The following is a 14,180-nucleotide window of genomic DNA, read 5'->3' as shown; positions in this document are numbered from 1 at the left end:
GCACCCGACTGCATGACCTCCTTGCGGTGCCCGCTCGCCTTGACCTGGGCGAGAGCCTCGCGGCGGTCGAGGCCCACGTTCTCGTAGACCTGCGGGTTGATGAAGCAGACCGAGAACACCCGGGCCGCCTCGCCCGAGGTCAGCCGGGTCAGTTCCCGCTCCCAGCGCGGAGCCGTCACCATCTGGCGGCGGAGCTCCTCGCGGGCGTAGCGGACGTGCCGGGCCTCCTCGACGACGTGGATGCGGGTCACCCCGCGCACCAGGGTCTGGACGCGCTCGTCCGGGAAGGTCAGCCGCTGCATCCAGTCGAGGATCTCCTCGCCGAGCAGCGTCGCGGCGAACGAACCCGGCGTGGTGGACACGCTCTTCAGGACCCGGGCGACGTTGTGGTAGCCGCGCGGAACCGGGTACGTGGGGGCCTGGCCCCACTGGATCATCTTGCCGAACATCATCGAGTGGCGGCACTCGTCGGCTATCTCGGTGAGCGCGTACCGCACGTGGTTGCTGGTCACCGGCTTGTCGTAGATGTGCCGGACCAGCAGCTGCATCAGGATGATCTCGAACCAGATGCCCAGCGAGGCGAGTGATGCCGCCTCGTGCCGGGCGAGGTCCATCCGCTGCTCCTCGGACATCTTCCGCCAGAGCGGGGTGTCGTAGAGGGAGACCAGCTCGGGCGGCCAGAACCACTTGCCGTCCTCGATCGCGGAGTCCCAGTCGATCTCGGTCTCCGGGTCGAAGGAGTGCTTGGCCGAGGATTCGAGCAGGCGCTCGGCGATCTGCTCGCGGTCCCGGAGCGGGCCGAGCGCGTCGCGGAGGACCTGGACGTCGTGTTCGCTCACTGTCGTCATGACTGGGGTACCTCGCACGTGGGTTACCTGGGGTCACCTCTTATTGGACTGCTTGTCAGCAAGGCAGTCAATCCCCCGGGTCCCACTCGTCGTCCGGGCACCCCATGGCGTGCGTCACGTCAACTGCCCTGCCGTGCACTTCTGTTACGGAGGACCACCGGGGCTTCCGTGATGCGGGCAGCCGCACCCGCGGACGGGCGTGGGCGCGAGAGGATGGCGATATGACGAACTCCTTGCGGAACGTCCCGGCGGACGTCTCCGGGCCCGGTGCCGACGCGGCGCGCCGCAGTCTCGAAGGACTGTCCCTCGGGGACGCGTTCGGCGAGCGGTGGTTCCCGCTCTTCCGTGAACGCCGCCAGGCGCTCCGCGAGATCACGGAACGCCGGACCCCCTCCGAGCCCCGGTGGCACTGGACCGACGACACCGCGCTGGCCCTCGCGCTCGACCAGGTCCTCGCCCGCCACGGGGAGGTCGTCCAGGACCGGCTGGCCCTCGTCTTCGCCCTCACCTTCGACGCGGACCGGGGGCGCGGCTACGGACACGGCATGCACATGCTGCTGCCCCAGTTGCTGACCGAGCCGGCCGACTGGCGCACCCTCGCCCCCGGCCTCTTCGAGGGCGGCAGCCTCGGCAACGGCGCGGCCATGCGGGTCGCCCCGCTCGGGGCCCGCTTCCACACCGACCTGGACCACGTGTCCCGGCAGGCGCGCCTCCAGGCCGAGGTCACGCACGCCCACCCGGAGGGGATCGCCGGCGCGGTCGCCGTGGCGGTCGCGGCCGCCCTCTCGGTCCGGGGCGAACTCGCGCTCGGCGCCGTCGCGGACCGGACGCCCGAAGGGACCGTGCAGGACGGCCTGCGCAGGGCGGCGGAGTTGCCGTTCACCACCGAACCCTGGCGCGCCGCCGACGTCCTGGGCAACGGGCAGCACATCCGGGCGGACGACACGGTGCCCTTCGCGCTGTGGACCGCCGCGCGGCACGGGGACGACCTGGAGGCGGCGCTCTGGGCCACCGCCGAGGGCTTCGGAGACGTGGACACCACCTGTGCCATCACCGGCGGGGTGGTCGGCGCCGCCACCGGGACCGGCCGGGTGCCCGGTGAATGGCTGCGGAAGCGGGAGCCGTTGACGGGCTTCCCGGAGTCCTGACACGGGCTTCGCTGGGCGGGTACCTGTCAGAACGGCGGCGTAGCGTGGACGCATGACCACGCCACCCCCGCCGCCGGGCCCCTTCGGCCCTCCCGTACCCCCGTCCCCGTCGTCGCCGCAGGGCCACCCGCACCCCGGTGGGGCCCAGCAGCCGGGCGCGTACCCGCAGCAGCCGGGATACGGATACCCCAGCGGGTCTCAGTCGCAGCCGGGATACGGGTACCCCAACGGGCCTCAGTCGCAGCCGGGATACGGGTACCCCAACGGGCCTCAGCCGCAGCCGGGATACGGGTACCCGAACGCCCCTCAGCCGCTGCCCGGCCAGGGCCAGCCCGGGATACCCGGGCAGCCGATGGTGCCGGGCTTCCCGCCGCAGCCCCCGCGGAAGAAGCCGGTCGCGCTGATCGTCGGCGTCGTCGTCGGCGCCCTGGTGGCGGCCGGCGGCGTCGCCTTCGGCGTCTCGCAGCTCATCGGCAAGGGCACCGACGCCGCCTACCCGGAGGCCGAGAACAAGCTGGTGGTCCAGAAGACCCTGCTGGACGGCGAGTTCACCCTGTCCCAGGACAGGTCCGACACCGAGGGCAAGGACATCGAGGACACCCCCGACCTCAGCATCCGTGACGCCGAGGCCGTCGTCGCGCAGTACAGCTCCGAGGGCGGCAACGTCCTCATCGTCTCCGGGATGTACGGCCGTATCGCCGACCCCGGGTTCACACGCGACTCCATCATGAAGGGAGCGGCGGGGACCGGTACGGGGGACACCGTCGTGGTGCCCACCGAGGAGTTCACCCCCGACGGCTACGACATCACGATCGCGTGCCAGGTGCAGCAGACGGGCACCGGGGGTGACAGGGGGGTCATCCCCATGTGCGCGTGGGGCGACGACAACACCGGGGCGATGGTCGCGATCCTGCGGATCGAGGACGCGCTGGGGGACGGCCAGGACATCGATCTGGAGAAGGCGGCGGAGGAGACGGCGAAGGTGCGCGAGGAGATGCTGAAGCCGATCGGCTGATCCCCATCGGGGTGGCGGAGGGCGTACCGCGCCACCGGTCGGGGGAGCGCCGGCCCCACCCGGGGCAGCGCGCCCTCCGCCGCCCGCCGTCCCGGTGGTTCGCGGGCTGACCGCGGTGCTGACCCGGCCGGCCCGCGTCCTGCTGACCGACGGGGCCACGTGGCCATGGGCCGGGCCCGCACCCGGCGGCGCCTGGTGGACGGCCCGGCGCGAGGGGCGGTTGTCGGGTGGCCCACCTGGGCAGCGGCGCCCGGTCGGAGTCACACAGCCATGGTCAGTCCGCCGTCGGCATCGGTCTTCCGAGGACTTGCCGGAGAACGACACGCGGGCCGGCAGCACGTCGACCCGCGGGCCCAGGCCGCAGAACCCACAGGTTGCTTCCCGGCAAGTCCTCAGGGCAGCGCGGCCTCCATCACCGCCCTCGCGATCGGTGCCGCGCTGCCGCCGCCGCTGATGTCCGCGCGGTCCGCCGCCGCGTCCTCCACCACCACGGCGACCGCCACCTCGGGCGTCGCGGCACCGGCCGACTGCGCCCACGAGATGAACCAGGCGTACGGCGCGCCCGTGTTGTCCACCCCGTGCTGCGCGGTACCCGTCTTGCCGCCGACCGTGACGCCGTCGATCGCCGCGTTGGTCCCGGTGCCGTTCTCCACGACGTCGACCATCATCCGCCGCAGCTGGACGGCGGTCGACGGGCTCATCGCCCGCCGGTAGGAGCGGGTGGATGTCTGCGACACGGTGTCGCCGTCGTGCTTGGTCGTACGGTCCACCAGGTGCGGATAGGCGATCTCGCCGTCGTTCGCCACGGCTGCGGCGACCATCGCCATCTGGAGCGGGGTGGCCGTCGTGTCGAACTGCCCGATCGAGGACTGCGCCAGCTGGTCGTCGCTCATCTCCGTGTCGAAGTTGCTCTTCGCCACCCCCGAGGGAATCCTCAGGCCCTCGTCGTTGAAGCCGAAGTCCCCGGCCGCCTCCACCATCCCGTCCAGCCCCACCTCCACCCCCAGATGCGCCATCACGGTGTTGCAGGAGACCCGGATCGCCTCCGCCAGCGACGCCTTCTCGCAACCGCTCGACTCGTTGGGCAGCACGGTGGACGTGCCCGGCAGGACGTACGGGGACGGGGTGTCGGTCTCCTCGTCGGGGTCGTCCACCACCCCGGCGTCCAGTGCCGCCGCCGCCGTCACGATCTTGAAGGCGGAACCGGGCGGATAGGTCTGCCGGATGGCCCGGTTGAGCATCGGCCGGCTCGGCGAGGCATTGAGCCGGGCCCACGCGTCGGTCACCGCCGAGCCGGTGCCGGAGAGCTGCTCGGGGTCGTACGAGGGCGAGGAGACCAGGGCCAGGATCTTCCCGGTCGAGGGTTCCAGCGCGGCCACCGCGCCCTTGCGCCCGGCGAGGCCCTCGTAGGCGGCCCGCTGCATCGCGGCCCTGACGGTGGTGACCACGTCCCCGCCCGGCTGCCGGCCGCGCGTGAGGTCGTTCCAGAGCGGCAGTGGGGCGAGCAGCGAGTCGGTCCCGGAAAGGATGCCGTCCTCGGCGTTCTCGATCAGGGTGGTGCCGTACGTCTGTGAGGCGTAGCCGGTGACCGGCGCGTACAACGGGCCGTGGAGGTAGGTGCGTTCCCAGGCGAGCTGCTCGCCGGTGTCCTTGGAGCCGGTGACGGTGGCCGTCGCGTCGCCGCTGCCCGTACGTACCAGGATGTTGCCGCGCGGCTGGTCGTAACGGGCGATCGTGTTGCGGCGGTTGGCGGAGTTGCCGGTCAGCTCGTCGGCCTCGAAGACCTGGACGCGCGCCGCGTTCACCAGCAGTGCCACGAGGAGCAGCAGACAGAACGCGGCGGCCCGCCGGATGTACCTGATCACTGCTCGTCCTCCGCGATCGGGGCGATGACGCCGGTCTCCGGCCCGCCGGGGCGAGGGGTGCGGGCCTGGTCGCTGAGCCGGATCAGCAGCGCCACGATGATCCAGTTGGTGACGACCGAGGAACCGCCCTGCGCCAGGAACGGCATGGCCATGCCCGTCAACGGGATCAGCCCCATCACCCCACCGGCGATCACGAACACCTGGAGCGCCAGGATCGAGGAGAGCCCGACGGCGAGCAGTTGCCCGAACGGATCGCGCAGCGCGAGCCCCGCGCGGTAACCGCGTGCCACCATCAGCGCGTACAGCATGAAGACGGCGGTCAGCCCGGCCAGGCCCAGCTCCTCGCCGGCCGTCGCCAGGATGAAGTCGGACTTCGCCGCGAAGCCGATCAGGATGGAGTGCCCGAGCCCGAGGCCCGTACCGAGCATCCCGCCCTCGGCGAACGCGAAGAGCGACTGCGCCAGCTGGCTCGGCCCCTGTCCGGCGTCGATGGTCGCGAAGGGGTCCAGCCAGTCCTGCACCCGGCTGTGCACGTGCGGTTCGACCGAACCCACGGCGAATGCCCCGACCGCCGCGAGCAGCAGACCCACCGCGATCCAGCCGATGCGCCCGGTCGCCACGTACAGCAGGATCACGAAGAGGCCGAAGAAGAGGAGCGAGGTGCCCAGGTCCCGTTCGAGGACGAGGACACCGACGCTCAGCAGCCAGATCGCCACGATCGGACCGAGCACCCGGCCGGTGGGCAGCTGGAGCTTCCAGACCGTGCGGCCGGAGTACGCGAGGGCGTTGCGGTTGGCCGCGAGGTACGCGGCGAAGAACACCGCCAGCAGGATCTTCGCGAACTCGCCCGGCTGGAACGAGAACCCGCCGGCCCTGATCCAGATGCGGGCGCCGTTCACCGCCGGGAAGAAGATCGGCACGATCATGAGCACCAGCGCGGCCGCGACCGACAGATAGGCGTACCGCTGGAGCACCCGGTGGTCGCGGAGCAGGAGCACCACGACGATGAAGAACGCCACCCCGAGCGTCGACCAGATCAGCTGGGTGGGCGCTGCCGTGTCGGAGGGCGTCTCCAGGTCGAGCCGGTAGATCAGCACCAGGCCCAGCCCGTTGAGCAGGACCGCGATGGGGAGCAGCAGCGGATCGGCGTACGGGGCGCGGAAGCGGACCGCGAGATGGGCGACGAGGGCCAGTAGCCCGAGCCCCCCGCCGTAGCGGGCGACGTCCGGCGGTACCGCGTCGTCGTGGGCGAGGCCGACCGCCGCGTAACCGTAGACGGAGATGAGGACGGCGCCGACGAGGAGGGAGAGCTCCACGCCGCGCCGTTTGGGCAGCCGGAGCGGGGGCGGGGGAGAGTCCACCGTCGGTGCGGTCATGCCAGGAACGTAGCAAGTAAGGGAGCTTATTTCCCTTATGTCATAGTGCGGCGGTCGCGCGGATGTTCCTCCCCCGCGACGGCCCCCCTGGCGTCCCGGACGGAGACGCGCCGCCGCCCGGGCTCTCGTGAGGCGAGGAACCCGGGCGGCGGAGGTGTGGTGTCGAGGCGTCAGCACCACTCGGGGGCGGCGCCGATGTTCTCGATGTAGCGCGCCGAGCCCCAGGCCCAGGTGCCGTTGGTCAGCAGGTACCAGCGGTCGTTGCCGTCCACGCTGTCGCCCCGGGTCTTGCAGAAGATGTCGACGATCGTGCCGTACGGCAGCTCGCCCACGACCCGGCTGCTGCGGGTCGGGCGGTCACGGAGCAGCAGGCTCGGCCGTGCGATGACCCGCCCCCGGTACGTGACCCTGGTCGCGGCGGGCTCCGCCTGCGGCTGGGCGGGCTTCACCTGGGGCTCGGCGGACGGCCTGCCGTGGGTGGCGGGCCACCCGTGGTCGTGGTCGTGGCCGGGCGCCGGGTCGGCGGCGGAGATGACGTGGTGGTGCGGGTGGTCCACCGGCTGCGGAAGAGGACCGGCGGCGAAGGCGGGTGCGGCGGCCGTCAGTGCGGCGAGCACGCCGGCGGCGACACCGAGACCGATGCGGCGGAGGGACGGAGAGGACATGCTGCCTCCAGAAGGCGTGGGCGAGGTGCGGGGCCGCGACCGGGGGGCCGCTCCGCCACGCTAGGTTCGCCACGCTGCGCACGCATAGAGTCGCTCTGGGTGATGTACGCGGACGGGGGACGCCCGATGGGCCGTCCGGGTGTATCCGTCACCCGCCCGCTCCCGCCGGTCACCCGGCCCGGCCGACCCGCGATCCGGTGTGCCCCAAGGGCGGTGCGGGGGCTGTGCCGGGGCGTCGCGCCGGAGGGCGCGGGCGCCCCGGTGGCGTGTGCGCCTCAGTTGTTGTACGGGTTCTGGCCCGGGGCGTTGCCGTGCTGCGGGGCCTGGGCGGGCTGGCCGGCCTGGCCGAACGGGTTGGCGCCGTCGGGGCCCGCCGCGTGCTGGGCCAGCAGTGCTTCCGCCTGCTCCTTGGCTATCTTCTGCTCTCCGCCGCAGAAGGTGCACTGCGTCGCGTACTTGACGGAGATCGGGAAGAGCGGGACGAAGAACAGGGTGAACTTGGTGACCCGCTTGCGGAGGGTGTGCGCGGCGGGGTTCCCGCACCAGCCGCACACCATCGTCAGGACGGCCAGCTGGTAGAGGTAGCCCCGCGTACCGAAAATGATCATGTCGTCTCTCTCCTCGTTGCCTTTCGTACGGTTCCGCCGCGGCCCGACGGCCCCGTCTCCCCGCGATGCGGCGTACCGGTCGTTCCGGCACCCCGGTGTCCGCCCGGTCCAAAACCGGGCGCGCCCGGCTCAGCCCCGGCCGCCTCCGCCGAGCAGCGCCTGCCGGCACAGCGTCAGCAGGCGTTCGTCCGCCGCGATGTCGGAGGTGCCGAACCCGAATGCGCCGTCCCGGGCGTTGTGGCGGCGCACGGAGGACAACTCGGCACGCAGGGCGCGGGCTGCTCCGGACCCTGCCGCAGCCGCCCCCGTCCGCGTCAGAGCGTCCGCCACCCGGACGCGGACGTACGGCTGCCGCGTCCATCCGTCCAGCAGCACCTGCCACGTCCGCGCGGACAGTCCCGAAATTTCGCACAGTGCGAGCGCCGCGTCCACCCGTACCCAGATTTCGTCGTGGTCCAGCAGCGCCCGCAGCCGGGGCACGGTCACCGCGGCCCGGGCGCCGAGCCGCCCCAGTACCCGCGACGCCGCGCGCACGGCCAGGCCCTCCTCCTCCGTGAGGGCGTCGATCAGCACCGGCAGGACGGTGGTGACATCGCCGGATACCGAGTAGAGCGCGTCCGCGGCGTCGACCGCCTCGCGCGCCGGTGACCGGCGCATCAGCGCCTCCATCTCCTCGACCGCGCCCCGGGCTCCGGGTCCGAACGAGCCGAGTGCCCCCAGTGCCGACGACCGCAGGTGCGACGCGAAGGGCTCCCGCAGGACGCGCAGGATTTCGGGCGTCGCCTCGTCCGCCCGCAGCGAGGCGAGGGCCGCCAGAAGCGGCGCCGCTCCGCCGTCCTCGGAAGAGTCCGCCGGGCTCACCCCCGCCAGCTTGCGGCGCAACGCCCCGGCCAGTGGGAGGGCGGCCGGACCGAGGCCGGCGACGGCATGCCCGAGATCCCACGGCACACCGGGCCTCTCCAGCACCGAGCCCAGCGCCGGCAGTGCCCGGGGGTCGCCGATGTTGGCCAGCGCCCGCAGCGCCGGGTCGAGGCTGCGCTGCCCGTACTGCCACTCCCGGACCCAGGACTCGCGGGTGACCGCCACCCGTGCGGCCAGCGCGTCCGCGGCCGGTGCGGCCAGTCGCTGGACCTCCGACAGCAGTCCCCCGGCGGCGTCGCGGAGCCGGAGATCGGGCTCGCCCAGGAGTTCCCCCAGCAGCCGCACCACCTCGTCGTACGACCCCCGCCACGCGCGGATCAGGCCGCCGCTCATCCGGACGGCGTCCAGCCGCTGGGCCTCGTCCGGGCTGCACAACTGGTCGGCGAGGAGCGCCACCCGGTCCTCCACCCGGTCGCCGAGGGCCCCGTGCAGGGTGCGCAGCAGATCGGCTGCCCACGGAGCGCTCCGCCCGGCCTCCTCCGCCGCCTGCAGGGCCCGCAACTGGCCGATGAGCGTCGGCGCGTGGGCGCCCTCCCGAGGGGCGGCCTCCGCGGCAGCCTCCGCATCGGCCCTCGCGGCTGCCCGGGTGGCCGGGTCGGACGGCGGGTACGCGGCGCGCAGCGCCCGCAGCAGATCCGCGACCCTGGGCACGATGTCGACGGGCAGTGCGCCGGGCGCGCACCGTGCCAACTGCGCCAGCGCCGCGAGCCTGAGACCCGGCGCGTACTCCTGCATCGCGAGCCGGCTCAGCCAGTGCGCCGCCGCCTCGGCCACCGTGTCGTGGCGCAGCGCGAGGCGGCCCGCCGCCTCCACGAGGGCGAGCCGCACCTCCTCGTCCGGCTCCGCGGGCAGCCGCTTGCGCAGCAGTGCGAGGACGCGCGGCGGATCGGCGTGCAGGGTGGCGAGTGCCAGCGGAGCCGCGAGCCGCACACCGCGGTCGGCGTCCGCGAGCAGTGCGACGAAGACCTCGGCACCGGCGCAGACGGCCGCGGCGGCCATGGCGTAGTTGGCGGCACCCTCGATCTCGTCCTCGTCGAGTTCCTCCTCGTCGTCCTCGTCCAGTTCGATGCCGCCGATGCTGGTCAGCAGTTCGACGATGCTGCCGCGCTCCGCCACCGAAGGGTCGGCGACCAGCTCGAAGAGGAAAGGGATGCACGCGAGCGTGCAGGCGTAGACGTCGCCCTGGTGGTGGACGGCGCCGTACATCCCGTCCAGCGCGCGCTCCCGTTGCGCCGGGTCCGCCGAGGCCAGACCCGCCAGCAGCGCGGGTACGTCGTCGGCCGGCCCGTAGGCATGCTCCATCGAGGCCCAGTCCACCTCGTCGATCCCCGCGAACACTCCGGCCATCCCCTCCCCGCTCGCCCTGCTCAACCGCTGCGACGGGCACGCGACCGGAGTTGGTTCCCGAACTCCCACGCCCGTCCCGCAGCCGAGTCTGCCCCAGTTCCGGGGTGGTCCGCCCGGGGGACGGGGCTTTCCCGCCGCCGTGCCCCCAGGCTGTGGGAGGCCTGTGGTGCGGGTGGTCCCCCGGACGGCCCGTGGGGGCGGTCGGACGGTGGCGGTGAGCGCGCGGTGCGACCGGGCGGGCGCGGTCGCACCGTTCATGAGCCGGGGCGGCGCCCCCGGCGGGCGGTGGGCAGCGGACGGGCCCGGTTCGGGTTGATGAGCGGCCCGAGCAGATCGCCGTACCGCTCCAGCCGTGCGGCCATGTCGTCCGCCAGGAAGACCATGTCGTCGGGGGTGCCGCACTCCTCGATCTCCTCCCAGGTGACGGGGGCGGAGACGGTGGGCGCGGGGCGGGCGCGGAGCGTGTAGGGGGTGGCGGTCGTCTTCGCTGCGGCGTTCTGGCTGAAATCGACGAACACCTTGCCCGGGCGCAGGTCCCGCTTCATCCGGTGGACGACCAGATCCGGCAGTGCCGCCTCCGCCTCGACCGCGAGCTTCTTCGCGTACGCAGTCACCTTGTCGGAGGGGGTCGGCTCCAGCGGGACGAGCAGGTGCAGGCCCTTGGCGCCCGAGGTCTTCCCGTACGCGAGCAGGCCGTCCGACGCCAGCCGCTCGCGCAGCCATCCGGCGACCACGCAGCACTCGACCACGCTCGCCGGGGCGCCCGGGTCCAGGTCGAAGACCATGCGGTCGGCGACCGCGGGGGCGTCCGCCCGCCACTGCGGAGTGTGGAACTCGACCATGAGGTTGGCCGCCCACATCAGCGAGGCCAGGTCCTGGACCATGACCTGGGCCGCGTCCCGCTCCCCCCGGTGCGGGACGCGCGCCGTACGCACCCAGGTGGGCGTACCGGGCGGCGGGTTCTTGGAGAAGAAGTGCTGGCCCTCCGCGCCGTCCGGATACCTCAGGAAGGAGACCGGACGGTCGTACAGATGGGCGAGCAGGGCGCCCGCGACCGAGGCGGCGTAGTAGTGCAGCACCTCGCCCTTGGTCGTACCGGTGGCCGGGTACACCACCTTGTCCAGATTGCTGAGCGCCAGGCGCCGCCCCTCCACCTGTGTGATCGGCGTCATACGATAAGAATCACACGAATCGGACGAAGTGTGTGAGACGGCCGTAAAAGCGGCCGTCTTGCGGTGTGGCTTCAGCGGCTCGCACGGCACCTCGGCGTGGTCCCGGAAGGAGCCGGAGAGTGAGTTCCATGAGGTCCATCTGGAACGGCGCGATCTCGTTCGGGCTGGTCAGCATCCCGGTCAAACTGATGAACGCCACCGAAAACCACTCCGTCTCCTTCCGTCAGGTCCACCTCACCGACGGGGGGCGCATCCGCTACCGCAAGGTCTGCGAGGTCGACGAGGAGGAGGTGACCTCCGCCGAGACCGGCAAGGCGTACGAGGACGCGGACGGGACCCTCATCCCGATCACCGACGAGGACCTCGCCTCGCTCCCGCTCCCCACGAACAAGACGATCGAGATCCTCGGCTTCGTCCCCTCCTCCCGGATCGACCCGCTCCAGATGGAGACCGCCTACTACCTCTCCGCGAACGGGATCCCCGCCGGGAAGCCGTACACCCTGCTGCGCGAGGCGCTGAAGCGCAGCGAGAAGGTGGCGGTCGCCAAGTTCGCGCTGCGGGGGCGCGAGCGGCTCGGGATGCTGCGGGTGACCGAGGACGTCATCGTGATGCACGGGCTCCTCTGGCCGGACGAACTCAGATCGCCCGAGGACGTCGTGCCGGACTCCGGAACCAAGGTGCGCGCCGCCGAACTCGACCTGGCCGACGCGCTGATGGACACCCTCGGCGGAGTGGACCTCGACACGCTCCACGACGACTACCGCGAGGCGGTGGAGGAGCTGGTCGCGGCGAAGGCGGCGGGCGAGCCGCTGGAACCCGCTGAGGAGACGGACACCGGGGGCAAGGTCATCGACCTCGTCGCTGCCCTGGAGAAGAGCGTCCGCGCGGCGAAGGAGTCCCAGGGGGGCGCGGAGGGCGCGGGCAGCCGCGAGGAGGCCGGGGGAGACGGCGAGGTGGCCGACGTCCACCCCATCGGGCGGTCCGCGCGCCGCACGCCGACCGGCAAGACGGTGTCCCGTTCGGCCGGCCGGGACTCCGGGAAGCCGAGGCCCAAGGAGACCGGGGCGAAGAAGTCCACCGGCCGGAAGTCCACCGGCGGGGCGGCGTCGACGGACGAGCGGAAGCCGGCGGCGCACAAGACGACCGCGAAGAAGACGACCGCGAAGAAACCTGCGACGAAGACCGCCACCAAGAAGACCGCCGCCGAGAAGGCCACGGCGAAGAAGGCCACGGCGAAGAAGGCCACCGCGAAGAAGGCCACCGCGAAGAAGGCGTCGGCGCACGGGAGCGCTTCGGGCCGGCGGAGTTCACGCTCGTCCGCCTGACCGCCGCCTGTCGCCCCGGGCAGGTACGGCGGGGCGCGGCGGGGATGGTCAGGCGATGTCGTCCGGGTCGATCGAGGGCAGGTCCAGCGAGGGCAGGTCCAGTCCGTAGGGGTCGTCCTGCTCGACGACGTAGGTGCAGGAGGTGTAGGTGTACCCGGGTTCGATCGTCGAACCGTCCGAGTAGTTGTCCACGCTCGAACCGGTCTCGTGCTTGTACAGGAAGTGGTAGTCACCGGCGGGCAGCCGCAGCCGGGCCTTCGGGTAGCTCTTCCCGCTCGCCTTGCAGGCGTTCTGGTTCCCGGCGGTCGTGCTGTCGTACCGCCCGCAGCTTCCGCACGCCTTCAGCGTGACGGTGCCGGTGACCGGTCCGGTGTAGAGCACCTCCACCCCGTTGGGGGCGTCGTTGCTGATGACCAGCTCCATAGTGGCACCGCCCGGACGCTTCGCCGGAGGCAGCTTGCTCCCGGCTTCGGGCCGGTCCTCCGCGATCTCGGCGGCTATCGCGATGTTCCGCGCCTGCCCGCGCCGTTCGTCGTCCTTGTACGTGTCGGCGAACCCGGTCAGCGTGGTGCGCGCGTCGCTGAACTCCTTCTCCCGGAACTGGTCCACCCCGCACGCGTACACCCCGTTCTGCACGCCCCGGTCCGCACGGGCGGCCGAGGCTTCGAGGTCGTCCCCGGTCAGGGCGCCGACGGTCCCGCTCATGCTGCGCAGGGTCTCCGTCACCGTGCACGGCTCCCCGCCGGCCAGCTTGCCGGTCTCCTCGGCGATCCGCGCGTCCACGGCGGCAGCCACCTTTCCCGCGGCGGCCGACTCCGGGAACGTCCGCTGCAGCTCGCCCAGTTCGGCGCCGCCGGACGCGGACGTGATGTCCGCGTCGTAGGTGCCGAGCTCCGAGATCCCGCACGCGTAGAGGGACTCGGAGAGCGGCTCGTCGGGCCACTTCGCAAGGTCGCCCAGCAGCTCGGCACCGGTGCCCTTCGGGAGGGTGCGCAGGTAGCGCAGCGGTTCCAGGGCCATGCAGTAGTCCTTCTTGGCGTACGGGGCGGCGACCGCCTCGTAGTAGGACTTCAGCCGGTCCGGAACCTGTCTGCCCGCGCGGGAGTCCGCGTGCTTCTCACCCAGGTCGCGGTAGGCGGCGAATGCCTTGCCGTAGCCCGCCTTCGCCGTGGTGAAGGGCTGCCCGGACGCCGCGGCGACCGCCCGGTCGGCGGCCTCCAGTCGGTCGAGCAGCACCTGCTGGACCGCCTCGTCGCGCGCGGAGCCGTAGAGCGCCACACCGCCCACCGGCACGGCCAGCAGCACCAGTCCGAGCACGGCGGCCACCACCGGCCGCCAGGAGCCGGCGACCGCGGTGCGCCGCGCGATCCTGGCCGCGTCGAGCGCGGCCAGGACGAGCACCACGAGGTACGCGACGAGCAGCCCGCCGGACACCCCGTCGGGCTCGGCGGGCAGAACCGCGAGCAGCAGCAGCCCCGTTGCCGCGAGGCAGAGGGCGGCGCGGAACCAGCGGCGGACCAGGAGATGGCCGAGTCCGAGGCCACTGAGGTTGAGCAGCCCCGCCGCGGCTGCGCGCAGCCCGGCACCCGGCGGCGGCGGGCCGACGGGTGCGGGCGGCCCACCGAACGGCGGCAGCGGGGGCGGCGGTGGGGGAGGAGAGAGGGGCGGCGGAGGCACCGTCGGTGGCCCCGGCGGAGGTGGCGGCGCGTCCGCGGGGCCGCCGACGCCACCCGGCCCGCCCGGGCCGGAGCCCGGCGCCGGGGCGCCTTCGTACGGGTGCGCGCGTCTCTCGTCCGACTCCATACGGTCCCCCCACCGTCGAGCCCTTCCGGTCATCCTCTTTCTTTCCCTCTTCTCCCCCGTCCACGCACGAACCGGACGGTTCGTGCG

The 14,180-nt window shown here is 72.7% G+C and carries 11 protein-coding genes; 3 read left to right on the top strand and 8 right to left on the bottom strand.

The window, feature by feature from the left end; genetic code table 11:
• Positions 1–848 (bottom strand): diiron oxygenase (locus ACFWEP_RS21405; protein ID WP_387371895.1); only part of this gene is annotated, 848 nt, incomplete at its 3' end.
• Between the two features lie 221 nt (positions 849–1,069).
• Here ACFWEP_RS21405 and ACFWEP_RS21400 point away from each other — a divergent pair.
• Together ACFWEP_RS21400 and ACFWEP_RS21395 are read left to right on the top strand one after the other, a co-directional pair.
• Positions 1,070–1,996, top strand: coding sequence for an ADP-ribosylglycohydrolase family protein (locus tag ACFWEP_RS21400; RefSeq protein ID WP_387371894.1), 927 nt, complete (start codon positions 1,070–1,072; stop codon positions 1,994–1,996).
• Between the two features lie 52 nt (positions 1,997–2,048).
• Complete coding sequence (locus ACFWEP_RS21395; protein WP_387371893.1) at positions 2,049–3,011, top strand: hypothetical protein; 963 nt, start codon at positions 2,049–2,051, stop codon at positions 3,009–3,011.
• A 392-nt stretch (positions 3,012–3,403) separates the two neighbouring features.
• On the opposite strand, the gene ACFWEP_RS21390 is transcribed toward ACFWEP_RS21395, so the two are convergent.
• From ACFWEP_RS21390 to ligD, 6 genes are all read right to left on the bottom strand, one after another.
• Positions 3,404–4,876, bottom strand: a complete 1,473-nt coding sequence (locus ACFWEP_RS21390) for a penicillin-binding transpeptidase domain-containing protein (RefSeq protein ID WP_387371892.1) — start codon at positions 4,874–4,876, stop codon at positions 3,404–3,406.
• Positions 4,873–6,252 (bottom strand): FtsW/RodA/SpoVE family cell cycle protein, encoded by a 1,380-nt coding sequence (locus ACFWEP_RS21385; RefSeq protein WP_387371891.1) that lies wholly within the window; start codon positions 6,250–6,252, stop codon positions 4,873–4,875. The genes ACFWEP_RS21390 and ACFWEP_RS21385 overlap by 4 nt, the downstream gene beginning before the upstream one ends.
• A gap of 170 nt (positions 6,253–6,422) precedes the next feature.
• On the bottom strand, positions 6,423–6,917 hold the full coding sequence (locus ACFWEP_RS21380; protein ID WP_387371890.1) for an SH3 domain-containing protein: 495 nt from the start codon (positions 6,915–6,917) through the stop codon (positions 6,423–6,425).
• A gap of 275 nt (positions 6,918–7,192) precedes the next feature.
• A complete protein-coding gene (locus tag ACFWEP_RS21375; protein WP_387371889.1) occupies positions 7,193–7,525 on the bottom strand; it encodes a zinc-ribbon domain-containing protein in 333 nt (110 codons plus the stop codon).
• A 129-nt stretch (positions 7,526–7,654) separates the two neighbouring features.
• Positions 7,655–9,784: a PBS lyase gene (locus ACFWEP_RS21370; protein ID WP_387371897.1), complete on the bottom strand. Its 2,130-nt coding sequence runs from the start codon at positions 9,782–9,784 to the stop codon at positions 7,655–7,657.
• A gap of 263 nt (positions 9,785–10,047) precedes the next feature.
• Positions 10,048–10,965 carry a non-homologous end-joining DNA ligase gene (gene ligD / locus ACFWEP_RS21365; RefSeq protein ID WP_387371888.1) on the bottom strand — a complete coding sequence of 306 codons (918 nt, stop codon included), beginning with the start codon at positions 10,963–10,965 and terminating at the stop codon, positions 10,048–10,050.
• Between the two features lie 128 nt (positions 10,966–11,093).
• Between ligD and ACFWEP_RS21360 the strand changes: the two genes are divergently transcribed.
• Entirely contained in the window at positions 11,094–12,290 is a 1,197-nt protein-coding gene (locus ACFWEP_RS21360; RefSeq protein WP_387371896.1) for a Ku protein, read from the top strand.
• A gap of 48 nt (positions 12,291–12,338) precedes the next feature.
• On the opposite strand, the gene ACFWEP_RS21355 is transcribed toward ACFWEP_RS21360, so the two are convergent.
• Positions 12,339–14,093: a hypothetical protein gene (locus ACFWEP_RS21355; protein WP_387371887.1), complete on the bottom strand. Its 1,755-nt coding sequence runs from the start codon at positions 14,091–14,093 to the stop codon at positions 12,339–12,341.
• Positions 14,094–14,180 lie beyond the last annotated feature (87 nt).

This window comes from Streptomyces sp. NPDC060198 (assembly GCF_042728415.1).
Classification (GTDB): domain Bacteria; phylum Actinomycetota; class Actinomycetes; order Streptomycetales; family Streptomycetaceae; genus Streptomyces.
This window is presented reverse-complemented; position numbering and strand designations above follow the sequence as displayed.

Bases quoted from the DNA above. Each gene is read 5' to 3' on its own strand.
- ACFWEP_RS21400 (WP_387371894.1), top strand. From the start codon at position 1,070: ATGACGAACTCCTTGCGGAACGTCCCGGCGGACGTCTCCGGGCCCGGT.
- ACFWEP_RS21395 (WP_387371893.1), top strand. From the start codon at position 2,049: ATGACCACGCCACCCCCGCCGCCGGGCCCCTTCGGCCCTCCCGTACCC.
- ACFWEP_RS21385 (WP_387371891.1), bottom strand. From the start codon at position 6,252: ATGACCGCACCGACGGTGGACTCTCCCCCGCCCCCGCTCCGGCTGCCC.
- ACFWEP_RS21380 (WP_387371890.1), bottom strand. From the start codon at position 6,917: ATGTCCTCTCCGTCCCTCCGCCGCATCGGTCTCGGTGTCGCCGCCGGC.
- ACFWEP_RS21375 (WP_387371889.1), bottom strand. From the start codon at position 7,525: ATGATCATTTTCGGTACGCGGGGCTACCTCTACCAGCTGGCCGTCCTG.
- ligD (WP_387371888.1), bottom strand. From the start codon at position 10,965: ATGACGCCGATCACACAGGTGGAGGGGCGGCGCCTGGCGCTCAGCAAT.
- ACFWEP_RS21360 (WP_387371896.1), top strand. From the start codon at position 11,094: ATGAGGTCCATCTGGAACGGCGCGATCTCGTTCGGGCTGGTCAGCATC.
- ACFWEP_RS21355 (WP_387371887.1), bottom strand. From the start codon at position 14,093: ATGGAGTCGGACGAGAGACGCGCGCACCCGTACGAAGGCGCCCCGGCG.